The sequence below is a fragment of the Ideonella sp. genome (assembly GCF_044358605.1).
In the GTDB taxonomy this organism is placed as follows: Bacteria; Pseudomonadota; Gammaproteobacteria; order Burkholderiales; family Burkholderiaceae_C; genus Ideonella.
In genome coordinates, this window is sequence record NZ_JBIKNQ010000032.1 from 19,739 (window position 1) to 38,553 (window position 18,815).

The following is an 18,815-nucleotide window of genomic DNA, read 5'->3' on the forward strand; positions in this document are numbered from 1 at the left end:
CGCAGCACCTTCGGGTAAGCCGGATGTAGAGGTCACCGCAAACTTGAGACACTGCACACATCGCCTTGCACATCAAGAAAGCCCTATCCATGTCTGACGCCTTGATTGACCGCCGCACCCTTTTACAAGCCAGCGCTGCCAGCGCTGCAGGCTTGATCCTGCCCTCCGCCCACGCCCAAGCCTGGCCCAGCAAGCCGGTGCGACTGGTGGTGCCTTTTGCGCCGGGCGGCAGCTCCGAGATCGTGGCCCGCACCACGGCGCACGAGATGGGCAAGCACCTGGGCCAGAGCGTGTTTGTCGAGAACAAACCAGGCGCCGCTGGCAATGTGGCCATGCAGGAAGTGGCCCGCGCGACCGACGAGCACACATTGATCCTGGGTCACATCGGCACCCTGGCCGTGAACCCCTATATGTTCGACAAGCTGCCCTATGACCCCAACAAGGACTTCCGGCCGCTGACCTTGCTGGCCAAAGTGCCCAGCCTCTACTTGGTGCACCCGGATCTGCCCGTCAAGAACCTGAAAGATCTGATCGCCTATGCCAAGAAGAACCCCGCCAAGCTGAACTACGGCTCTGCGGGCAACGGCAGCGCCGGGCACCTGGCCATGGAGTATCTGAAGATGGTCACCGAGACCTTCATGCTGCATGTGCCCTACCGTGGCACCGGCCCGCAACTCACCGACCTGCTGGCGGGGCGGCTGGACCTGGCCTCGGTCGGTGCGCCTGCGGTCTTGCAGTTCATCAAGACCGGCAAGCTGCGCTGTATTGCCACCGGCACACCTCAGCGCATCCCGCAACTGCCTGACGTGCCCACCGTGGCCGAGCAAGGCTGGCCAGGCTTTGAGATGACGCAGTGGTATGGCCTGATGGCGCCCTCCACGCTCAACCCCAGCTTGGCAGACAAGGTGGCCAACGCCGCCATCAAGGCGGTGAAGGAACAAAGCTCACAAGACAAGCTCACGGCCGACGCGGCCCAGGCCGTGGGCAGCAGCCCCGCCGACTTTGCAGCCTTCATCACCAAGGAGCAGCAGCGCTGGAAGGCCGTGGTGCAGCGGGCCAAGATCAAGCCCGATTGAGCGGCCAGCGTTAAACGCGAGTGGCACTGATGGTGACCATCTTGCCCTCGCCCAAGTCCTCTTCGTAGGTCCAGCGCGTGGCGTCAATGCTCAAGGTCTTGGAGGTGCTGGTCTCCCCGCGCATGAAGGACTTGGCCATTTCCTTCTCCATCTCTTGCAGCACGGCGGGGTCCTTCACCTCTTGGCCGTTGACGATGAAGCCGGTCACGACCATGCGGGTGTCGATGGTCTTCTCGTAAACCAAGCGGTCCTTCACGCTCCACTCGCCCGTCATCTGGAAGTCGAACTTGATGTCGAGTTGGCTCTTGCCCCCTTTGTCATCCAGGTGAACGCCTTTGACCGTGCCCGTGCCCTTGAACTGCGAGCTCTTGCTGGGGAAATACTCGCTCACCCCCTGCAAGGTGATGACCTGATCCTTGGCATCTGCTTCATCCGGCAAGGGCATGGAGGTTTCATACTTCCACTTGCCAATGATTTGGGTCGCCAAGTCCGGTGCGGCGGCCACGGCAGAGGCTGCCGCAGAGGCCGCGCTGGGCGCAGCAGATTGGCTTGCTTTCTCGGAGCAAGCGCCCAGCATCAGCACAGCGGCAGACACCATGGCCATAGAGAGGGTGGTCAAGTTGCGCGACATGGGGCCGTCCTGAAGTGGGTGGAAAGTGGTTGACGAAACATCGCTCCTATCGACTGCCCCACTCACAAGTTAAGTGCGCCATGGCTATGATCCCGCCACCACCCCGCGCTGCTCAGGCGCGCCACCTCACAGGAAGCTCCCATGCCCTTTACCGTCAGCCTGCACCGCGTTTTGAAGGCGCCACCTGAGCGCGTTTACCGCGCCTTCTTGGATGCCGATGCGCTTGCTAAGTGGATGTCACCCAACGGCTTCACCGCCAAAGTGCATCACCTCGACGCCCGTGTGGGTGGCGGCTTTCGGATCAGCTTCACCAACTTCAGCAGCGGCCACAGCCATGCCTTTGGAGGCACGTACCTGGAGCTGGTGCCGCAGGAGCGTCTGCGCTACACCGACCAATTTGAAGACCCCAGCCTGCCGGGCACCATCGAGGTCACCATCACTTTGAAGGCCGTGTCACTGGGAACCGATCTGCGGATTGAGCAAGCGGGCATTCCGGATGTGATTCCGGCCGAGGCTTGTTATGTGGGCTGGCAGGAGTCTTTGCTGCTGCTGGGCAAGCTGGTTGAAACCGTAGTCGAGTGAGCACGCCATGAGTGACGCCAACACCTACACCCCACCCGCCGTCTGGACCTGGAACCAAGCCAATGGCGGCACCTTTGCCAGCATCAACCGCCCCATCAGCGGGGCCACGCACGAGCAAGCCCTGCCGATGGGCCGCCACCCCTTGCAGCTTTACTCGCTCGGCACACCCAACGGTGTGAAAGTCACCATCTTGCTGGAGGAACTGCTGGCCCTGAGCCACAGCGGGGCCGAGTACGACGCCTGGCTGATCCGCATTCACCAGGGCGAGCAGTTTGGCAGCGGCTTTGTGGAGGCCAATCCCAACTCCAAAATCCCCGCCCTGGTGGACCACAGCGGGGCCGCGCCGCAGCGAGTGTTTGAATCGGGCGCCATCCTCATGTACTTGGCAGAGAAGTTCGGCGCCTTCATGCCCGCCGAGCCCTCCGCGCGCACCGCCTGCTTGTCGTGGTTGTTCTGGCAGATGGGCAGCGCGCCCTTCCTGGGTGGTGGCTTCGGGCACTTCTATGCCTACGCGCCGGTCAAGATTGAGTACGCCATCGACCGCTATGCCATGGAGGTCAAGCGCCAACTCGACGTGTTGGACAAGCACCTGGCCCACCACAGCTATTTGGCGGGCGAGGACTACAGCATTGCCGACATGGCCACCTGGCCTTGGTATGGTGCCTTGGTCAAGGGCGTGCTCTACAACGCGGGTGAGTTCCTGCAGGTCCACGAGTACACCTATGTGCGACGCTGGGCCGATCTCATCGCCCAGCGCCCGGCGGTGCAGCGTGGCCGCATGGTCAACCGCACCTTCGGTGAACCCGCCAGCCAACTGCATGAGCGGCACGAAGCCAGCGACTTCGAGACCCAAACGCAAGACAAGCTGCAGGCCGCGCAGCCATGATCACGCTCTACGACTGCGCCACCGCGCCCAGCCCACGCCGGGCTCGCATCTTGTTGGCCGAGAAGGGCGTGGCCCATGAAACCGTGCACATCGACCTGCGGCAAGGCGAGCAGTTGGGCGAGGCCTTCCGCGCCATCAACCCGCAGTGCACGGTGCCTGCCTTGCGCACCGATGAAGGCTTGGTCCTGACCGACAACGCTGCCATTGCCGCCTACCTGGAAGCCCGCTTTCCCGAGCCCCCGCTGATGGGCCGCAGCCCGGCCGACAAGGCCGAGATTGCCAGTTGGCACTGGCGAGCCGAGTTTGAAGGCCTGATGGCGATTGCCGAGGCGCTGCGCAACAGCAGCCCGGCCATGGCCAACCGAGCGCTACCCGGCCCGGTGGACTATGGCCAGATCCCTGAGTTGGCCCAGCGCGGCCTGCACCGTCTGCAGCAGTTCTTCAGTGACCTGAACGCTCACCTGGCGGGGCGACGCTTTGTGGCGGCCGACCAGTTCAGCATTGCCGACATCACCGCTGTGGTCGCGGTGGACTTTGCGCGGGTGGTCAAGGTCAAGCCGGATGCCGAACAACACCCGCACCTGCTGCGCTGGCGCGCCGAGATGGCCCTACGGCCTGCCATGGCACTTTAGCTATCATCTGCGCCCACCAAGATAGGAGGAGCGCATGAAAACATTGGCCATTGCCAAGGGAGAGTTGTGGCTGCATGACGGAGCAGGCAGCCCACGCCAGATCGTGTCGGCCTTTGCGCGCGAGGTGATAGAGCGCGACGAGCGCAGCCGTCGCACCACCTCGTGGAAGCACGCGCCCCGCGAGCAGCAGAACGGCGTCATTCCCAGCAGTTCGCTCTGGGGCACCCAGCAGAGCAGCGCGATGGCGCCGCCCAAGTTTTTGCAGGCCTGCTTTGGCGCCAATGAGCAGACGGTCTATTACGTGCTCAAAGTCGGTGAAGCCACAGGCCTGTTCCGCCAACATTTGGATGAGGACCGCGAAGTCCGCTTATTCCATCGCACAGGCTTCAGCATCGACGGCTTGGCCTACAACCCGCACGACCAGCGCTTGGTGCTGGGGGTGCGCATGAACGATGGCACGGCGCAACTGGAGGTCTACGACGAGGACGGCAACCTCAAAGGGGCCATCACCGGCGGTGACAGCCAAGACGGCTTGCCGTCCCTCGTTCCCGGCAGCGCCAGCACCATTGTGTTCCAGAGCACCGGGGTGGCCCGGCACCCCGAGCATGGCTATGTGGTGGCGGCCAGCCACGCCACGGTCTGCAAGCTGGATTACCGCAGCGGCCAACTAGAAACACTGTTGGACGACCAACACTTTGACTTCATCGCGCCGAAGATGGGCGCAGACGGCACGCTCTATGCCATCCGCCGCCCTATTGAAAAGCCTCCCACCGAGCGCGCAAGCAACGCCTTGCTCGACACCGTGATGATGCCCATCCGGCTCATCAAGGCGGTGTTTGGCTTCCTCAATATCTTCTCCATGCTGTATGGCAAAGAGCCGCTGCGTTCGGCCGGTGGCCCGCGCACCCCAGAGCTGGACCAAGACCTGGGTCGGCTCTGGCTGCATGGCCGGATGATCGAGCTCAGCAAGGTCCGCAACGACCCGGGTTATGCGGGCCATTTGGTACCGGGCAGTTGGGAGCTGGTTCGCCAACCGCCCGGCCGCCAGCTGCAAATTGTGGCCAACCATGTGGCGGGCTTTGATGTGCTGGCCAGTGGGCAACTGCTCTACACCAACGGTTATGAACTGACCCATTGGCAAGATGGCCGCAAGACCACCCTGGGCCGCCACGAGCTGATCGAAACGGTGGCGGCACGCTGAGCGCGCTGTCAGCCTAGGTCGCCACACGATGCACGCTCTACTCGACACCATCGCCGCCCTGCCCTTGCCCACCGAGTCCTGCCGCGTTTTTCATGGGCGCGGCGGCTTGCACCTGGGCAGCGAGCAGTGGTCACTCGATTTCTATCCACCGGTCTGGCTGCTGACCAGCTTTGCGCCGGTCACTGACGAGGAGTTGGCCCAGGTCGGCAAAGCGCTGGCCGCCCGCTGGGCTGAGCTGGCTCCGGGCCAGCCCTTGAATTGGGTCTTTCAGCACCGAGATGAGTACCGCCCCCACAACCGACTGATGGCGGGCAGCGTACCCACGCCGCACATCGTGAGTGAACACGGCGCGCGCTATGAGGTGCACCTGCTGCGCGGCCAAAACCACGGCCTTTTTCTGGACATGGCTGCGGGCCGCCAATGGGTGCAGCGCTGGGCACAGGCTCACCCGCGCGGCCGGGTGCTGAACCTGTTTGCCTACACCTGTGCGTTTTCGGTAGTGGCGCGGCTGGCGGGCGCGGGCTCTGTGTTGAACTTTGACATGGCCAAGGGGCCGCTGGCCCAGGGCCAACGCAACCATGAGCTGAACGGCGTGCAAGAGGGCACGGCCTTCATGCCGCATGACATCTTCAGCTCTTGGGGCAAGATCACCCGGCGAGGCCCTTATGACCTGGTGATCGCCGACCCGCCCAGCTACCAAAAGGGCAGCTTTGTGGCCAGCAAAGACTATGCCCGCCTGGTGCGACGCCTGCCCGACTTAGTGCCCCCAGGCGGACACGCGCTCTTGGCCCTGAACGCGCCGGAGTTGAGCCCCCAGTTTCTGTTGAACCTGGTGCAACAAGAAGCCCCAGGCTTTCAGTTGGTGACGCGCGTGGCCAACCCCGCAGTGTTTGCGGATGTCGATGAAGACCGGGCCTTGAAGGTGCTGGTGTTTGCACGCCAAGCCTGATTCACGCCAACGCAGCGCTGGCCTCTTGGCCGGTGCGAAAGCCGCCCACGGAAGAGGCCAGCCGTGTGGCTTGCTCGTTCAAGCTGGCGGCGGCGGCGGCGGATTGCTCCACCAAGGCTGCGTTTTGCTGGGTCATTTGATCGAGCTGGGTCACCGACTGGTTCACCTGGGCCAAGCCATCACGCTGCTCGCGCGCGCCCTCGGCAATGTCACCAATCAAGTCCGCTACGCGGCGCACCCCAGCCACAATGTCTTGCATGACCTCGCCCGTACGGTACACCTGCGCAGCCCCCGCCTCGACATGGTTCACCGAGGTATCGATCAAGCCCTTGATCTCTCTGGCTGCCACTGCTGAGCGCTGCGCCAAGCTGCGCACCTCCGCTGCCACCACGGCAAACCCTCGGCCCTGTTCGCCAGCGCGGGCCGCTTCTACGGCGGCGTTCAAGGCCAGGATGTTGGTCTGAAAAGCAATGCAGTCGATCACCCCAATGATCTCGGAGATGCGCTTAGAGCTGTCCGACATCCGCTCCATGCTGTTGACCACCCTGCCCACCGCCTCACCGCCTCGCTCGGCGGCTTCGGCGGCAGATCGGGCCAACTGCGTGGCTTGAAGCGCCACATCTGCGGAGTGAATGACACGGTCTGTCATCTGCGCCATGAAGCTGGCCGTGTCTTGCAAATTTGAGGCCGTGTGTTCGGTGCGATTTGACAGATCCAGATTGCCCACAGCAATCTCCGACGCCGCGATGCGCACCGACTCACTGGTGGCACGTATCTCTACCAATGTGCCTCGGATCTTGCCGACAAACTGGTTGAAATCATGCGCAATCTCAGAGAGCTCGTCTCGGCCCTCCTGTGTGAGGCGACGGGTCAGATCACCATCGCCTTGCGCCACCTCCCGCATGGCATCGCGCAAGCGGCCCAAGCCCCGCAACTGGCTGGCCACCAGGCTGCCCAGTAGCAGCACGCACAGCACAGATAGCAAGACACCGCCGATCATGGACTTCCAAATCAAGGCATGGATTTCCGCCAAAGATTCATCACGGTGCATGGCCACCACCAGGCTCCAGCCCGAGTCACCAATGGCTTGCGCCGTCAACAGCATGTCGTGCTCGCCGATGCGAGCCTCCAACAGGGACTTGTCAGTGCCGCTGAGCCAATCAGCCGTCAACACAGGGCTCAGTTCGGTGGCGGCCTTTTGAAGTTGGCCTGGATCGCGGTGCGCCACCACCTTGCCGGTGCGAGAGACGATGAAGCCGTAGCTCAAAGGCGTGGGCTGAATCTTCGAGACGCTCTTGCTCACATTCGCCAAAGAGGCATCGGCAGCCACCACAGCATAGACCCGTCCTTGTTGATGGATCGCCTTGCCAAAGCCCACCATCAGATGGCCGCTCGTCGCATCCAGATGGGGCTCGGTCAGCTCCACTTGGTCTGACTGCGCTGCCTGCTGATACCAAGGCTGACGGGTCGGGTCGTATTCGGGTGGCATGCCCGCCAGCTTGGAACTGACGTAGCGCTTGTCTGCATAGCCGAAGTGGGTGATCTCAAAGCCGCCCGACTGGGCCGCCTGCAGCAGCTTGCCCGTAGGGTCTGGGTCATCCACGGCTGGCGCCAAAGACTCCACTACCGCAGCGTGCGAGTCCAACCACTCTGTCACTCCACCGACATGGGCCTGCCCGATAGAGAAGGCTTCATCGCGCAAGGCATGCATGGCTGCGGCATTGGCGGCAAAGGCGTTGTAGGCGGCCAAACTGAGCAAACTCAGCAACATCAGCACACCCGTCGCAGCCACCATGCGGCCGCGCAAAGATCGGAGAGCAACAATCATCAACAGCAACTTCTTATCTATAAATCTGGACACCGGCTCAACCGAGATGGTGAGCAACCGCGATGCCAAACGCTAGACGGAAGTGTGTACAGAGCAAGTTCTTCTCAGTGGGGAGATAACTCTCTCAACCCTTGTCTAATCAAGTGGATTCCGACATGTGTCGGATGAAATCTGTCAATCAGCTGTCACTCAAGACAAAGGTTTCTTTAACCTCAATTTTCAGTGGGTATATCCGCCACTTTCTGCATCGCTTCTGCTGCGATATCCAGTGCGCGCAAACGCAAGGCCGGATCATGCACATCGCACACCAGCATCAGCTCGTCCGCTCCCGTCGCTTGCAGCAAGTTAGCAAAGCCCTCGCGCACTGTCTCGGGGCTGCCGATGACGGCTGCCCCCAGAAAGTCCGCAATGCCGGCACGTTCAGCAGGGCTGAGTTGCGCCACATAGTCAGGCACCGGTGGGCCTAGAAGGCGGCGGTCACCGCGCAGAATGCCCAGCACCCGCTGGTAGATGCTGCTGGCCAAAAACTGCGCTTCCTCGTCGGTGGGCGCAGCCACCAGGGGCACCCCGATCACCACATAGGGCTTGGTCAGCGTGGCCGAGGGCTTGAACGCGCTGCGGTAGACCTCCAAGGCCTGCGTCAACATGCGCGGCGCAAAGTGCGAGGCGAAGGCATAGGGCAGGCCGCGCTCGGCTGCCAAATGTGCTGAGAACAAGCTGGAGCCCAAGAGCCAGATCGGCACCTGTGTGCCCGCGCCTGGCATGGCCACGACGCGCTGGCCCGGCTGCGCGGGGGAGAGAAACTGCTGCAAGGCCTGGACCTCGCGCGGGAAGTCTTCTTCGGTCTCCGGCCTGTCGCGGCGCAGGGCGCGCATGGTTTCGCGGTCGGTGCCCGGGGCGCGGCCCAGGCCCAGATCGATGCGGCCGGGGTAGAGCTCCGCCAAGGTGCCAAAGGCCTCGGCCACCACCAGTGGCGCGTGATTGGGCAGCATCACCCCGCCCGAGCCCACGCGGATGCGCTGGGTGGCCCCAGCAATATGGCCCACCAAGACGGCGGTGGCGGAGCTGGCAATGCCCGCCATATTGTGGTGTTCGGCCAGCCAATAGCGCGTGAAGCCGAGGGCCTCCACATGCTGGGCGGTGCGGCGCGCCACGGCCAGCGCATCGGCCACGCTGCCGCCCTCACGGACGGCGACCAGATCCAACATCGAGAGGGGAACAGGGCGAGCGGTGTGCATGTCGCGATGATGCCTGCAAACCAATCGCCCTGCGGATGGCGCAGAGAGCAAGCCTAGGCGCTATGCGGCCATGCCGATGGCAGCTTGGGCTGTCATAGCCGCATCCAAGATGGCAAGGCCTTGCGCTATCTCTTCAGCCGTGCTGTTGAGCCGGGGCATGAAGCGCAGGCAATGCGGGCGGGCCGCATTGAGCAACAGGCCCCGCTCGCGGCATGCGCTCACCAGGGCTGGGGCCTGGTTGCGGCCCAACTCCAGCGCCCACAGCAAGCCCGCGCCGCGCACTTCGCCTAGACCATGCTGTGCCGAGAGCGCCTCCAAGCCGCGCCGCAGTTGCTGCCCCAAGCTGCGCACTTGGGCCAGAAAGTCGGGCTGGCTCAACTGTGCCAGCACCGCCAAGCTCACCGCACACATCAGCGGGTTGCCGGCATAGGTGCCGCCTTGGTCGCCGTGCTCAAACACGCTGCAATGGGCCTGCGCCAGCACGGCCGAGATGGGCACGCCGCCGCCCAAGCCCTTGCCCAGGGTCAGGATGTCGGGCCGCACCCCAAAGTGCTGAAAGCCAAACAGCTCGCCCAAGCGGCCACAGCCGGTCTGCACCTCGTCAAAGATCAGCAGCATGCCCTGCTCGTCACACAGCGCGCGCAGGGCTTGCAAAAAGGCTGGCGTGGCGGGCCGCACTCCGGCCTCGCCCTGCACCGGCTCTAGCATGATGGCCACGGTGCGCTCGTTCAGCAGCGCCTTCACACTGCCCAGGTCGTTCAGCCGCGCCTTGGCAAAGCCTTCCATGCGCGGCGCAAACATCTGGTCCCAGCCCGGCTTGCCACTGGCCGCCATCGTGGCCAAGTTGCGCCCATGAAAGCCATTCTCAAACGTAATGATCTCGTGCGCCCCCGCTCGATGCAGCCGCCCCCACTTGCGCGCCAGTTTGATCGCCCCTTCATTGGCCTCCGCCCCCGTGCTGCCAAAGAAGACCTGATCCATGCCACTCAGCCCACACAACTGCTGGGCCAATTCCAAAGCGGGTAAGTTGTAGAGCGCCGGGCTGGGCGTCAGCAACAAGCTGCTTTGCGCCTGCAAGGCCTGGCTGATGACGGGTGGGCAGTGGCCCAGTGCATTCACCGCCCAGCCCTGAAGCCAATCAAGGTAACGCTTGCCCGCCGCATCCCACAGCCAGGCGCCCTCGCCCCGCACAAAGACCTGCGCGGGGCGGTCTGTGACGGGCATCAAGGTGTGGACATTCAAGGGCGTGGAGGGCATGGGGCAAGTCATGATGGGCCTTTCAAAAGTGGCGAGACAAAGAAAAAGGCCACGGGGGTGAACCGTGGCCTTGGGGGGGAGAAGTAGGAGTCTGGGGCTTAGATCGACTTCGGCTTTCTCTCACGCGCAGCGCACGGCAGCGAGCAACGGGCTCGTGCGGCTCGTGCAGCTCGCGCTTGGGCAGCGCTGGTGGAGGAGAAGGCGATCAAAGACATGCGGGCCATCTTATGCCAACACCGTGTAAGCCCGCATCCGCGCCGTTGCAAGATGTGGACAATGCGCGGGCCTGTATGACGAATGCACTGCCCATGCCCCCTGACACCGCTTCGCTTAGCCTTGGCCGACCTGCCGCCCCGCTTGACAAGGGCTGGCGTTGGGCTTTGACGACCTTCTGCACGCTGACCCTGGCCGCAGCCGCCGCAGCAACCGAGCCATCTCAGAGCAAGGCGAGCGCAGCCCCCAGCACCGTTCGGGTGGCCTTCCACGGCCAAGAGAACGGCTTTGACCCGGCTCAGATCTCGGATGTGGTGTCAGCCGCTTTGGTGGGCAGCTTGTTTGACGCGCTGCTGACCTACGACCACCTCGCGCGGCCGGCCCGGCTCAAGCCCAACACCGCCGTCAGCCTGCCCGAAGTCAGCGACAACTACACCCGCTTTGTATTTCGCATCAAGCCGGGCATCACCTTCAGCGAGCACCCTGCCTTCAAAGACAAAGAGGGCCGCCCCGTCAAGCGCGAGCTGGTGGCTGCAGACTACGTCTACAGCATCAAGCGCTACTACGACCCGGCCGTGCGCAGCCCCACCCTCTTCCATTACCAAAGCGCCGGGCTGCTGGGCTTAGACGAGCTGCGCCAAAAGGCCTTAGACACGAAAACGCCCTTCCCGTATGACACCGAAGTGGAAGGCGTGCGGGCCTTGGACCGCTACACCTTGCAGATCCGGGTGGCCAAGCCCGCGCCGCGCCTGCCTTATGTGCTGGCCACACCGGCCTTGAGTGGCGCCTTGGCCCGCGAGGTCATTGAGAGCCTGCCCGACACCAAGTCGGCGATGGAACATCCTGTCGGGACTGGCCCCTTTAAGCTGGGGGCATGGCGGCGCGGCTCACGCATCGTGCTGGAGCGCAACCCGGCGCATCAGCACAGCGTGCACGATGAACAGCCGGCCGCCGACGATGCCGAGGGCCAGGCCATCGCGCAGCGCTTCCGGGGCCGAAAGCTGCCGCTGGTGGATCGGGTGGAAGTCTCCATCATTGAAGAGGCGCAGCCGCGCTGGTTGGCCTTCTTGAACGGCGAGCTGGACGTGGTCTGGGTGCCGGACGAATTTGTGGGCAGCGCAGCACCCCAAGGGCAGGTAGCACCCTATCTGGCCAAGCGGGGGGTGCGCATGACGCGCGTGGTGGCCCCCACCACGCGGCATGTGTATTTCAATTTGGAACACCCGGTGGTGGGCGGCTACACGCCCGACAAGGTGGCGCTGCGCCGTGCCCTGGCCCTGGCCTACAACTCACCGCGCGAACGCGCCCTGATGCGGCGTGGCCAGATGAAGCCAGCGCAGAGCGTGATCCCGCCCCAGGTCAGCGGCTATGACCCGAACTTAAAGTCGGAGATGAGTGATTACGACCCACAGCGCGCCAAAGCCCTGCTGGACTTGGCCGGCTATGTGGACAAGGACGGCGACGGCTGGCGCGACCAGCCCGACGGCCAGCCCTTGCAGCTTGAGTTGCACACCGAGCCCACCCAGTTATCCCGCCAATGGCAAGGGCACTGGAAGAGCTCTATGGATGCCATTGGCGTGAAGATGAGCTTTCGCATGGGCGCTTGGCAAGAGAACATCAAGGCCGCACGGGCGGGCAAGCTGATGATGTGGACCACCGGCTGGAGCGCCGCCATCCCCGATGGCAGCTACTTCTTGGACCTGATGTACGGCCCCAACAAGGGCCAAAGCAACTACGCGCGCTTTGACCTGCCAGCCTTCAACACGCTCAACGAGCAGCAACGCGTGCTGCCCGACGGCCCCGAGCGCCAAGCGGTGATCGACCAAGCAGTGAAGCTGAGCCTGGCCTACATGCCCTACAAAGCCAGCGGGCATGACGTCAACACCTGGTTGATGCAGCAGCGGGTGCAGGGCTTTCGCCCGCATCCCTTCATGCGCGATTATTGGCGCTTTGTGTCAGTCGAGCCTAGCGCGCAATAGTCCTATCGCCGCAGCGGCTTGAGCAAATCGCTCAAGCCGTTGTGGTCGATCTCCTGCATCAGCGCCAGCAAGCGGCCGATCTCGCTCTTGGGAAAGCCCTCGCGTGCAAACCAGTTCAGGTAGTTGCCCGGCAGGTCGGCCAGCAACACGCCCTTGTGCTTGCCAAAAGGCATGGGGGTGGTGACAAGCTTCTGCAGATCTTCGGGGTTCATGGAGCAGGTGTGAGCCAAGGGTGACGATGGTAGCGGCAAGGCGCCACTATGATGTGGAGACACCCTGCCCCCAGCGATAGAAAGCCCCTCCCATGCCCTCCATCTACCAACAGCACCTGGACCGCAACCCTGCCAACCACGCGCCCATCACGCCGCTGCTGTTCATCGAGCGCACGGCCGAGGTCTATCCGCAGCGCACCGCCATCATTCACGGCGCGCTGCGGCAAAGCTGGGGCGAAACCTACGCCCGCTGCCGTCGCTTAGCCAGCGCCTTGAGCCAAGCGGGCATCGGTGAGGGCGACACCGTGGCCGTGATGTTGCCCAACACGCCGCCCATGGTGGAAGCGCACTTTGGCATTCCGATGGCCGGTGCGGTGTTGAACGCACTCAACACCCGGCTGGATGCCGAGACCATTGCCTTCATGCTGGACCATGGCGAGGCCAAAGCAGTGATCGTGGATGTGGAGTTTGCGGCCACGCTGCACAAGGCGCTGACCCTGCGTAAGAGCAACCACGCTCTGTTGGTGATTGACGCTGAAGATGCGCTGTACACCGGCGAGGCCCAGCGCGTGGGCAGCACCACCTACGAGGCCTTCTTGGCCCAAGGTGACCCCGAATTCGACTGGGCCTTGCCGGCCGACGAATGGGATGCCATTGCCCTGAACTACACCAGCGGCACCACCGGCAACCCCAAGGGCGTGGTCTATCACCACAGAGGTGCGGCCACCAATGCCACCTCCAATATCTTGGAGTGGGACCTGCCCAAGCATGCGGTCTATTTGTGGACGCTGCCCATGTTCCATTGCAACGGCTGGTGCTTCCCCTGGACGCTGGCGGCGCGCGCAGCCGTGAATGTCTGCCTGCGCAAGGTCGAAGCCGCCGCGATGGCACAAGCCATGGCCGAGCATGGTGTCACCCACTATTGCGGCGCACCCATCGTGCACAGCTTGCTGGTCAACGCACCGGCTGAGCTCAAGGCCAAGCTGCCGCACGGGGTCAAGGCCATGGTGGCAGGCGCCGCACCACCAGCCTCGTTGATTGAAGGCATGGAAGCCCTGGGCTTTGACCTCACCCATGTCTACGGCCTGACCGAGGTTTACGGCCCCGCCACGGCCTGTGCCAAGCATGGCGAGTGGGAGCAATTGGACATCGGCGAGCGCGCCCGCTTGAACGCCCGCCAAGGTGTGCGCTATCACCTACAGCGCGGCGCTGCGGTGCTCGACCCCACCACCCTGCAGCCCGTGCCCTGGGATGGTGAGACCATGGGCGAGATCATGTTCCGCGGCAATATCGTGATGAAGGGCTACCTCAAAAACCCCGCCGCCACCGCCGAGGCCTTTGCCGGTGGCTGGTACCACACGGGCGACTTGGCCGTGCAGTATCCGGATGGCTACATCAAGATCAAGGACCGCAGCAAAGACATCATCATCTCGGGCGGCGAGAACGTCTCCTCCATCGAGGTTGAAGACGTGCTCTACCGCCACCCCGATGTGCTGGCCGCCGCCGTGGTGGCCAAGCCCGACCCGAAGTGGGGCGAAACGCCCTGCGCTTTTGTGGAGTTAAAGCCCGGCTCACAGCTCAGCGCTGAGGCCGTGATCGCCCACTGCAAACAGCACCTCGCGGGCTTCAAAGTGCCCAAAGCCGTGGTCTTTGGGGAGCTGCCCAAAACCTCGACCGGCAAGATCCAAAAGTTCGAGCTGCGCAAGCAAGCCGGGTCGGCCTCGGCCATTGATGTCTAAGTTGTTCCGCAACCGCCCACCAAGCGCATCGCCATGACCTCATCTTCCGCTCATTTCAGTGTGGCCTTGCTGGCCTTTGACAACATGGAGGCCCTGGACTTCGCCGGGCCTTTTGAAGTGTTCACCACGGCCTCTCGTGTGGCCCGCAAGTGCTTCTCATTCCCGGTGCCTATGGCCGGTTCCGGCACCGACCCCAAAGACCTGTTCAGCGTGTGCTGCGTGGCTCGCATGGCCGAGTCGCTGGGCTGGGACGGCGCCGCCTTGGCCGAGGCCACGGCCCACCAGATGGACTATGTGTGGACGCAGGCTTGAGGGCGTTGCCACCTTCGGCACAGCCAATGCGCCCTGAGGGCTAGCTCACCCGCTAACGGTCTGATTCAATAGGCACTCCAACACGGAGTGTCCTTATGTCCTTTCCATCTTTCCCTCAGTTTTCTTCGACCCTTCTGGCGGCCTTGCTGATCGTCGCCCCCAGCGCTCAGGCCCAAAGCACCGCCCCCATGACGCTGAGCAGCCCGGACCTGGCCAGCGGTCAGTTCAGCCTGCCCTTGGTGGCCAACGGCTTTGGCTGCACCGGCCAGAACGTGTCCCCAGCTTTGACTTGGCAGAACGTGCCTGCAGGCACGCAATCTTTGGCCTTGCTCATGCATGACCCAGACGCGCCCACAGGCAGCGGCTTTTGGCACTGGGTGGTGCTCAACATGCCCGCCAACACCACCGGCCTGCCGCGTGGCGCGGGCACCGGTGCGGGCCTCTCGGTCAAGGTCCAAGGCCAATCGGGCTGATGCGCGACCAGCGCTTGCACACGGTCCACCCAGCGCTGCGCCTGCGGCGGTGCAAAAGCCCAGCCCGCTTCGGCCAACAGCAGCAATAGCTCCAAAGCTCGGTGCATGCGCAAGGCCTCTGAGGCCTTACTGGCGGCCACGGCAGTCACCCGCTCAAACGCATCGGCCAAGTCGCCAGCCAGCGTCAGCCCCACCGCGCCCTTGGGCACTCGGGCCGCCGCGCACTGCGCCGAAAACTGTTGGCCAAAGCGGCTCAACACCTCGGGTGAAAGCACCAACACCTCTGCCACATACCAACCGTTATCGGCCGGCGTGTTGGCAATCTCCCAGCGCATGCCGCCAGGCATCAAGACCAGCGTGCCCGCCGCAAAGCGCTGCACCCGCCCACCCGCAAACACCTGCTTAACGCCCTGCACCACCGCCACCAAGGCCGCGTGATGGGTGGCCACCTCGTGCAGGTGGTGTGGGGTGGCGACGCGCAAGGTAAGGTGGTGAAGCATGCGCACCACGATAGCCCAGAAAAAAGAGCCAGACCTTGCGGCCTGGCTCTGGGGTCACCTGCTTACAGGCTCAGGCCTGCTTGCAGATGAGGTGGCACCACGTCGTAATGATCGAAATGCATCGCAAACTGCGCCCGGCCTGAGCTGAGGGCGCGCAGTTGGCCGATGTAGCCGAACATTTCCTTCAGGGGCACCTGCGCACTGATGACGGTGGCAAGGCCGCGTACATCTTGGTCACGGATGTGACCACGGCGACGCATCAGGTCACCCAAGCAGTCGCCCAGATGTTCTGCAGGCGTCATCACCTCCACGGCCATCACGGGCTCCAACACCACCGGGCCGGCTTTTTGGGCCGCGTCCCGGAAAGCCGCACCCGCTGCATGCTCAAAAGCCATGGCCGACGAGTCGCGCTCATGGAAGCTGCCATCCAGCAACGTGGCCTTGAAGTCCACGCACGGGAAGCCGCCCCACACGCCCGACTGCGCCGCACGCCTGACCCCGGCCTCAATGGCCGGGATGAACTCGCGCGGTATGGCGCCGCCGGTGATCTGGCTTTCAAACTGCACACCCTCGCCACGAGGCAGGGGCGCCAACTTCAGCGTCAGCTCTGCAAACTGGCCTGGTCCACCGGTCTGCTTCTTGTGAACATGATGCACCGTCACTTCCTGAGCAATCGTCTCACGATAGGCCACTTGTGGTTGACCCACAGAGACCTCCACACCAAACCGCGCCCGCAGCTTTTCCAGCGACACCTCCAGCTGCAGCTCACCCATGCCAGACAACAGCACCTGCCCGGACTCGGCGTCTTGCCGCACGCGCAGACTGGGGTCCTCGCGTGTCAAGACATGCAGCGCCCGACCCAAGGTCTGCTGGTCGCCGCGAGCCTTGGGCTCGATGGCCACATCGATGACAGGCTCAGGCACCACGATGTGCTCAAGCTCCACCGGATGACCGGGCGCGCACAAGGTGTGTCCCGTCAGCGTGTCCTTCAAGCCCACCACGGCTGCGATGTCGCCAGCCACCAACTCGGTACGCTCTATGCGCTGGTCGGCATGCACCTCATACAGCCGGGCAATGCGTTCCTTCTTGCCTGTGCTGGCATTCAGAACCACATCACCCAGCCTCAGCCTGCCGGTGTAGACACGCACGAAGACCATGGCCCCATGCTCGTCAGCCACCAGCTTGAAGGCCAGCGCCGACAAGGGCTTTTCAGCAGCGGGCCCAGCCTCCTGCATGTGCCGATCTTCCGGTGAGGGAAGGTAGGCCACGACGGCGTCCAACAAGGGCTCCACCCCCTTGTTCTTGAAGGCGGACCCTGCCAAGACCGGCACCAGAGCGCCTTGCAAAGTACCGCGTCGGATGCAGGCCTGCAAGGTCTCCACGCTGATGGGCTCACCGCGTACATAGGCTTCAAGCGCTTGTTCGTCGTGCTCGACCACGGCTTCCACCAAGCGGGCGCGTTGAGCTGTAGCCACACTCATCAAGTCGGAAGGGATGGGCGCCATCACATAAGGCTCGCCCGCCTTCTCGCCGTGCCACAGCAAGGCTTGCATGTTCAACAAGTCGACCACGCCCGTAAAGCCCGCCTCTTGCCCAATCGGCCACTGCAGCACCGCCAGCTTGGCACCCAGGCGCTGTTCAATCATTTGGCTGACGCGGGCAAAGTCGGCCCCCACCCTGTCCAGCTTGTTGATGAAGCACACCCTGGGTACTTGGTACTTGTCGGCCAAGCGCCAATTGGTCTCGGTTTGCGGCTCCACCCCGGCCACGCCATCAAACACGACGACGGCACCATCGAGCACGCGCAGTGAACGATTGACTTCGATGTTGAAGTCAATGTGCCCTGGGGTGTCGATCAGATTGATCTGTACACCCTGCCAGAACACGGTCGTCGCCGCGCTGTTGATGGTGATGCCGCGCTTGCGCTCTTGCGGGTCGAAGTCCATGGTGGTGGTGCCGTCATGCACCTCACCCACGCGATGGCTCTCGCCCGTGTAGAACAGTACACGTTCAGTGGTGGTGGTTTTGCCTGCGTCGACGTGGGCAATGATGCCGATGTTGCGACGGGAATGAAGAAGTTTCGAGTTCATACGGATCTCTCTGAATTGGAAGGCTGATGGGCCAGCCTTCGAGCGAGATCCGCTTCAATAGGCTAGCGCCGCGCTTGCAGAGACGAGCCAAAGCACACGCGCAAGCCAGCACGTGCTTTGGCGGACCAAATCGTGGCGATCAACTTGTCGTAGGTGCGCATGGAAAACTCCAGAAAACAAAAAACCCCGGTGGAGTGAACCGACCGGGGTTGCTTCCGGAAGGCCCACAGCCTTCCGAACCATGATTCGAAAGGCTATTGCATCAAAGCGGTGATCGCGAGATCACGCATGTCGTTGGCAATGAACACTTGGGAAGTCATGGTGGAAATCAGATTTGAAGGACGGCATTTGCCGCAGAAGGCGAGATTGTGCAACAGGCCTGAACGCGAGATCAAGTCTTGCTGCATGCATTGGTGTGTTCGCCCTACAACTCAAGGCCGCTGCGCATACGCCGCATCAAAGGCGGCGCGCAGCACGGGGCTCACCGCCGGCAGGCCTTGCACCACCTGCAAGGCCCAATCGAAGTAATCGCGGCGACGCTGCAGCGGCCAATCGGCAGGGGGCGAGGCGATGATGTCCCGCAGATTGCAGGTCTTGTCGGCCAACTTGACCAGAGCGGCTTGAGCCGACTTGTGCGGTGCGTGCTCAACCTGCAAGGCTTTGCGCTGAACTTTGGGCAGGCGCCTGTCGTCAGTCAACTCGGCCACCACGGCGGCTACTTGCGGGCCAAAGTGCGTGGTCAGTTCTTCCAAGCTGGTGTCGGTATCTTCCACGGTGTCGTGCAGCACCGCCGCCTGCAGCACCACAGGGTCCGTCACGCCGCCCGTGGTGGCCAACAATTGGGCCAGCGCAATCGGGTGGTTGATGTAGGGCGAGGCCTCGGCATCTTTGCGGCGCTGGTCGCGGTGCTTGGCTGCTGCAAAGGCCAGGGCGTTGAGCAGTTGGGCTTCAGGGGACATGAGCGGGCTCCTTGGGAAGCCCTCATTATCGGAGCGCAGGCTACCGCCCCTCAGCAGG

17 protein-coding genes and 1 pseudogene are annotated in these 18,815 nt (G+C 63.3%); 10 read left to right on the forward strand and 8 right to left on the reverse strand.

Annotated elements, in window-relative coordinates:
- The first annotated feature begins 89 nt into the window (after nt 1-89).
- Nucleotides 90-1,076 carry a Bug family tripartite tricarboxylate transporter substrate binding protein gene (locus ACIQ3Q_RS12510; protein WP_396269411.1) on the forward strand — a complete coding sequence of 329 codons (987 nt, stop codon included), beginning with the start codon at nt 90-92 and terminating at the stop codon, nt 1,074-1,076.
- Between the two features lie 10 nt (nt 1,077-1,086).
- Here ACIQ3Q_RS12510 and ACIQ3Q_RS12515 read toward each other — a convergent pair whose 3' ends face one another.
- Nucleotides 1,087-1,707, reverse strand: coding sequence for a hypothetical protein (locus ACIQ3Q_RS12515; RefSeq protein WP_396269412.1), 621 nt, complete (start codon nt 1,705-1,707; stop codon nt 1,087-1,089).
- A 141-nt stretch (nt 1,708-1,848) separates the two neighbouring features.
- On the opposite strand from ACIQ3Q_RS12515, the gene ACIQ3Q_RS12520 reads away from it, so the two are divergent.
- From ACIQ3Q_RS12520 to ACIQ3Q_RS12540, 5 genes are read left to right on the forward strand one after another with little or no spacing between them, the layout of a single operon-like run.
- Complete coding sequence (locus tag ACIQ3Q_RS12520) at nt 1,849-2,289, forward strand: SRPBCC family protein (protein ID WP_396269413.1); 441 nt, start codon at nt 1,849-1,851, stop codon at nt 2,287-2,289.
- Between the two features lie 7 nt (nt 2,290-2,296).
- Entirely contained in the window at nt 2,297-3,175 is an 879-nt protein-coding gene (gene yghU / locus ACIQ3Q_RS12525) for a glutathione-dependent disulfide-bond oxidoreductase (RefSeq protein ID WP_396269414.1), read from the forward strand.
- Nucleotides 3,172-3,807: a glutathione S-transferase family protein gene (locus ACIQ3Q_RS12530; protein WP_396269415.1), complete on the forward strand. Its 636-nt coding sequence runs from the start codon at nt 3,172-3,174 to the stop codon at nt 3,805-3,807. The genes yghU and ACIQ3Q_RS12530 overlap by 4 nt, the downstream gene beginning before the upstream one ends.
- A 34-nt stretch (nt 3,808-3,841) precedes the next feature.
- Nucleotides 3,842-5,008: a hypothetical protein gene (locus ACIQ3Q_RS12535; protein ID WP_396269416.1), complete on the forward strand. Its 1,167-nt coding sequence runs from the start codon at nt 3,842-3,844 to the stop codon at nt 5,006-5,008.
- Between the two features lie 28 nt (nt 5,009-5,036).
- Nucleotides 5,037-5,957: a class I SAM-dependent methyltransferase gene (locus ACIQ3Q_RS12540; RefSeq protein ID WP_396269417.1), complete on the forward strand. Its 921-nt coding sequence runs from the start codon at nt 5,037-5,039 to the stop codon at nt 5,955-5,957.
- A 1-nt stretch (nt 5,958) separates the two neighbouring features.
- Here the strand turns inward: ACIQ3Q_RS12540 and ACIQ3Q_RS12545 are convergent, their stop codons facing one another.
- The 3 genes from ACIQ3Q_RS12545 to ACIQ3Q_RS12555 form a co-directional block, all read right to left on the reverse strand.
- Nucleotides 5,959-7,785 carry a methyl-accepting chemotaxis protein gene (locus tag ACIQ3Q_RS12545; protein ID WP_396269418.1) on the reverse strand — a complete coding sequence of 609 codons (1,827 nt, stop codon included), beginning with the start codon at nt 7,783-7,785 and terminating at the stop codon, nt 5,959-5,961.
- A 212-nt stretch (nt 7,786-7,997) separates the two neighbouring features.
- Entirely contained in the window at nt 7,998-9,023 is a 1,026-nt protein-coding gene (locus ACIQ3Q_RS12550) for an LLM class flavin-dependent oxidoreductase (RefSeq protein ID WP_396269419.1), read from the reverse strand.
- A gap of 60 nt (nt 9,024-9,083) precedes the next feature.
- Nucleotides 9,084-10,280, reverse strand: coding sequence for an acetylornithine transaminase (locus ACIQ3Q_RS12555; RefSeq protein WP_396269420.1), 1,197 nt, complete (start codon nt 10,278-10,280; stop codon nt 9,084-9,086).
- Nucleotides 10,281-10,588: 308 nt separating this feature from the next.
- On the opposite strand from ACIQ3Q_RS12555, the gene ACIQ3Q_RS12560 reads away from it, so the two are divergent.
- Nucleotides 10,589-12,472, forward strand: a complete 1,884-nt coding sequence (locus tag ACIQ3Q_RS12560; RefSeq protein WP_396269421.1) for an ABC transporter substrate-binding protein — start codon at nt 10,589-10,591, stop codon at nt 12,470-12,472.
- Nucleotides 12,473-12,474: 2 nt separating this feature from the next.
- Here ACIQ3Q_RS12560 and ACIQ3Q_RS12565 read toward each other — a convergent pair whose 3' ends face one another.
- A complete protein-coding gene (locus ACIQ3Q_RS12565) occupies nt 12,475-12,684 on the reverse strand; it encodes a DUF3820 family protein (protein WP_396269422.1) in 210 nt (69 codons plus the stop codon).
- A 92-nt stretch (nt 12,685-12,776) separates the two neighbouring features.
- Here ACIQ3Q_RS12565 and ACIQ3Q_RS12570 point away from each other — a divergent pair, with 92 nt between their 5' ends.
- The 3 genes from ACIQ3Q_RS12570 to ACIQ3Q_RS12580 all read left to right on the forward strand — a co-directional run bounded on the left by ACIQ3Q_RS12570 (nt 12,777) and on the right by ACIQ3Q_RS12580 (nt 15,208).
- Nucleotides 12,777-14,423, forward strand: a complete 1,647-nt coding sequence (locus ACIQ3Q_RS12570) for an acyl-CoA synthetase (protein ID WP_396269423.1) — start codon at nt 12,777-12,779, stop codon at nt 14,421-14,423.
- Nucleotides 14,424-14,456: 33 nt separating this feature from the next.
- Nucleotides 14,457-14,735 carry a hypothetical protein gene (locus ACIQ3Q_RS12575; protein WP_396269424.1) on the forward strand — a complete coding sequence of 93 codons (279 nt, stop codon included), beginning with the start codon at nt 14,457-14,459 and terminating at the stop codon, nt 14,733-14,735.
- Nucleotides 14,736-14,923: 188 nt separating this feature from the next.
- Nucleotides 14,924-15,208 carry a YbhB/YbcL family Raf kinase inhibitor-like protein gene (locus tag ACIQ3Q_RS12580; protein ID WP_396269447.1) on the forward strand — a complete coding sequence of 95 codons (285 nt, stop codon included), beginning with the start codon at nt 14,924-14,926 and terminating at the stop codon, nt 15,206-15,208.
- 134 nt (nt 15,209-15,342) lie between these two features.
- On the opposite strand, the pseudogene ACIQ3Q_RS12585 reads toward ACIQ3Q_RS12580, so the two are convergent.
- The 3 genes and pseudogenes from ACIQ3Q_RS12585 to ACIQ3Q_RS12595 form a co-directional block, all read right to left on the reverse strand.
- Nucleotides 15,343-15,708 (reverse strand): annotated as a pseudogene (locus ACIQ3Q_RS12585) (AraC family transcriptional regulator N-terminal domain-containing protein); the annotation flags it as partial.
- A 62-nt stretch (nt 15,709-15,770) separates the two neighbouring features.
- On the reverse strand, nt 15,771-17,798 hold the full coding sequence (fusA, locus tag ACIQ3Q_RS12590; protein WP_396269425.1) for an elongation factor G: 2,028 nt from the start codon (nt 17,796-17,798) through the stop codon (nt 15,771-15,773).
- Between the two features lie 431 nt (nt 17,799-18,229).
- Nucleotides 18,230-18,757, reverse strand: coding sequence for an HD domain-containing protein (locus ACIQ3Q_RS12595; protein WP_396269426.1), 528 nt, complete (start codon nt 18,755-18,757; stop codon nt 18,230-18,232).
- Nucleotides 18,758-18,815: the final 58 nt, after the last annotated feature.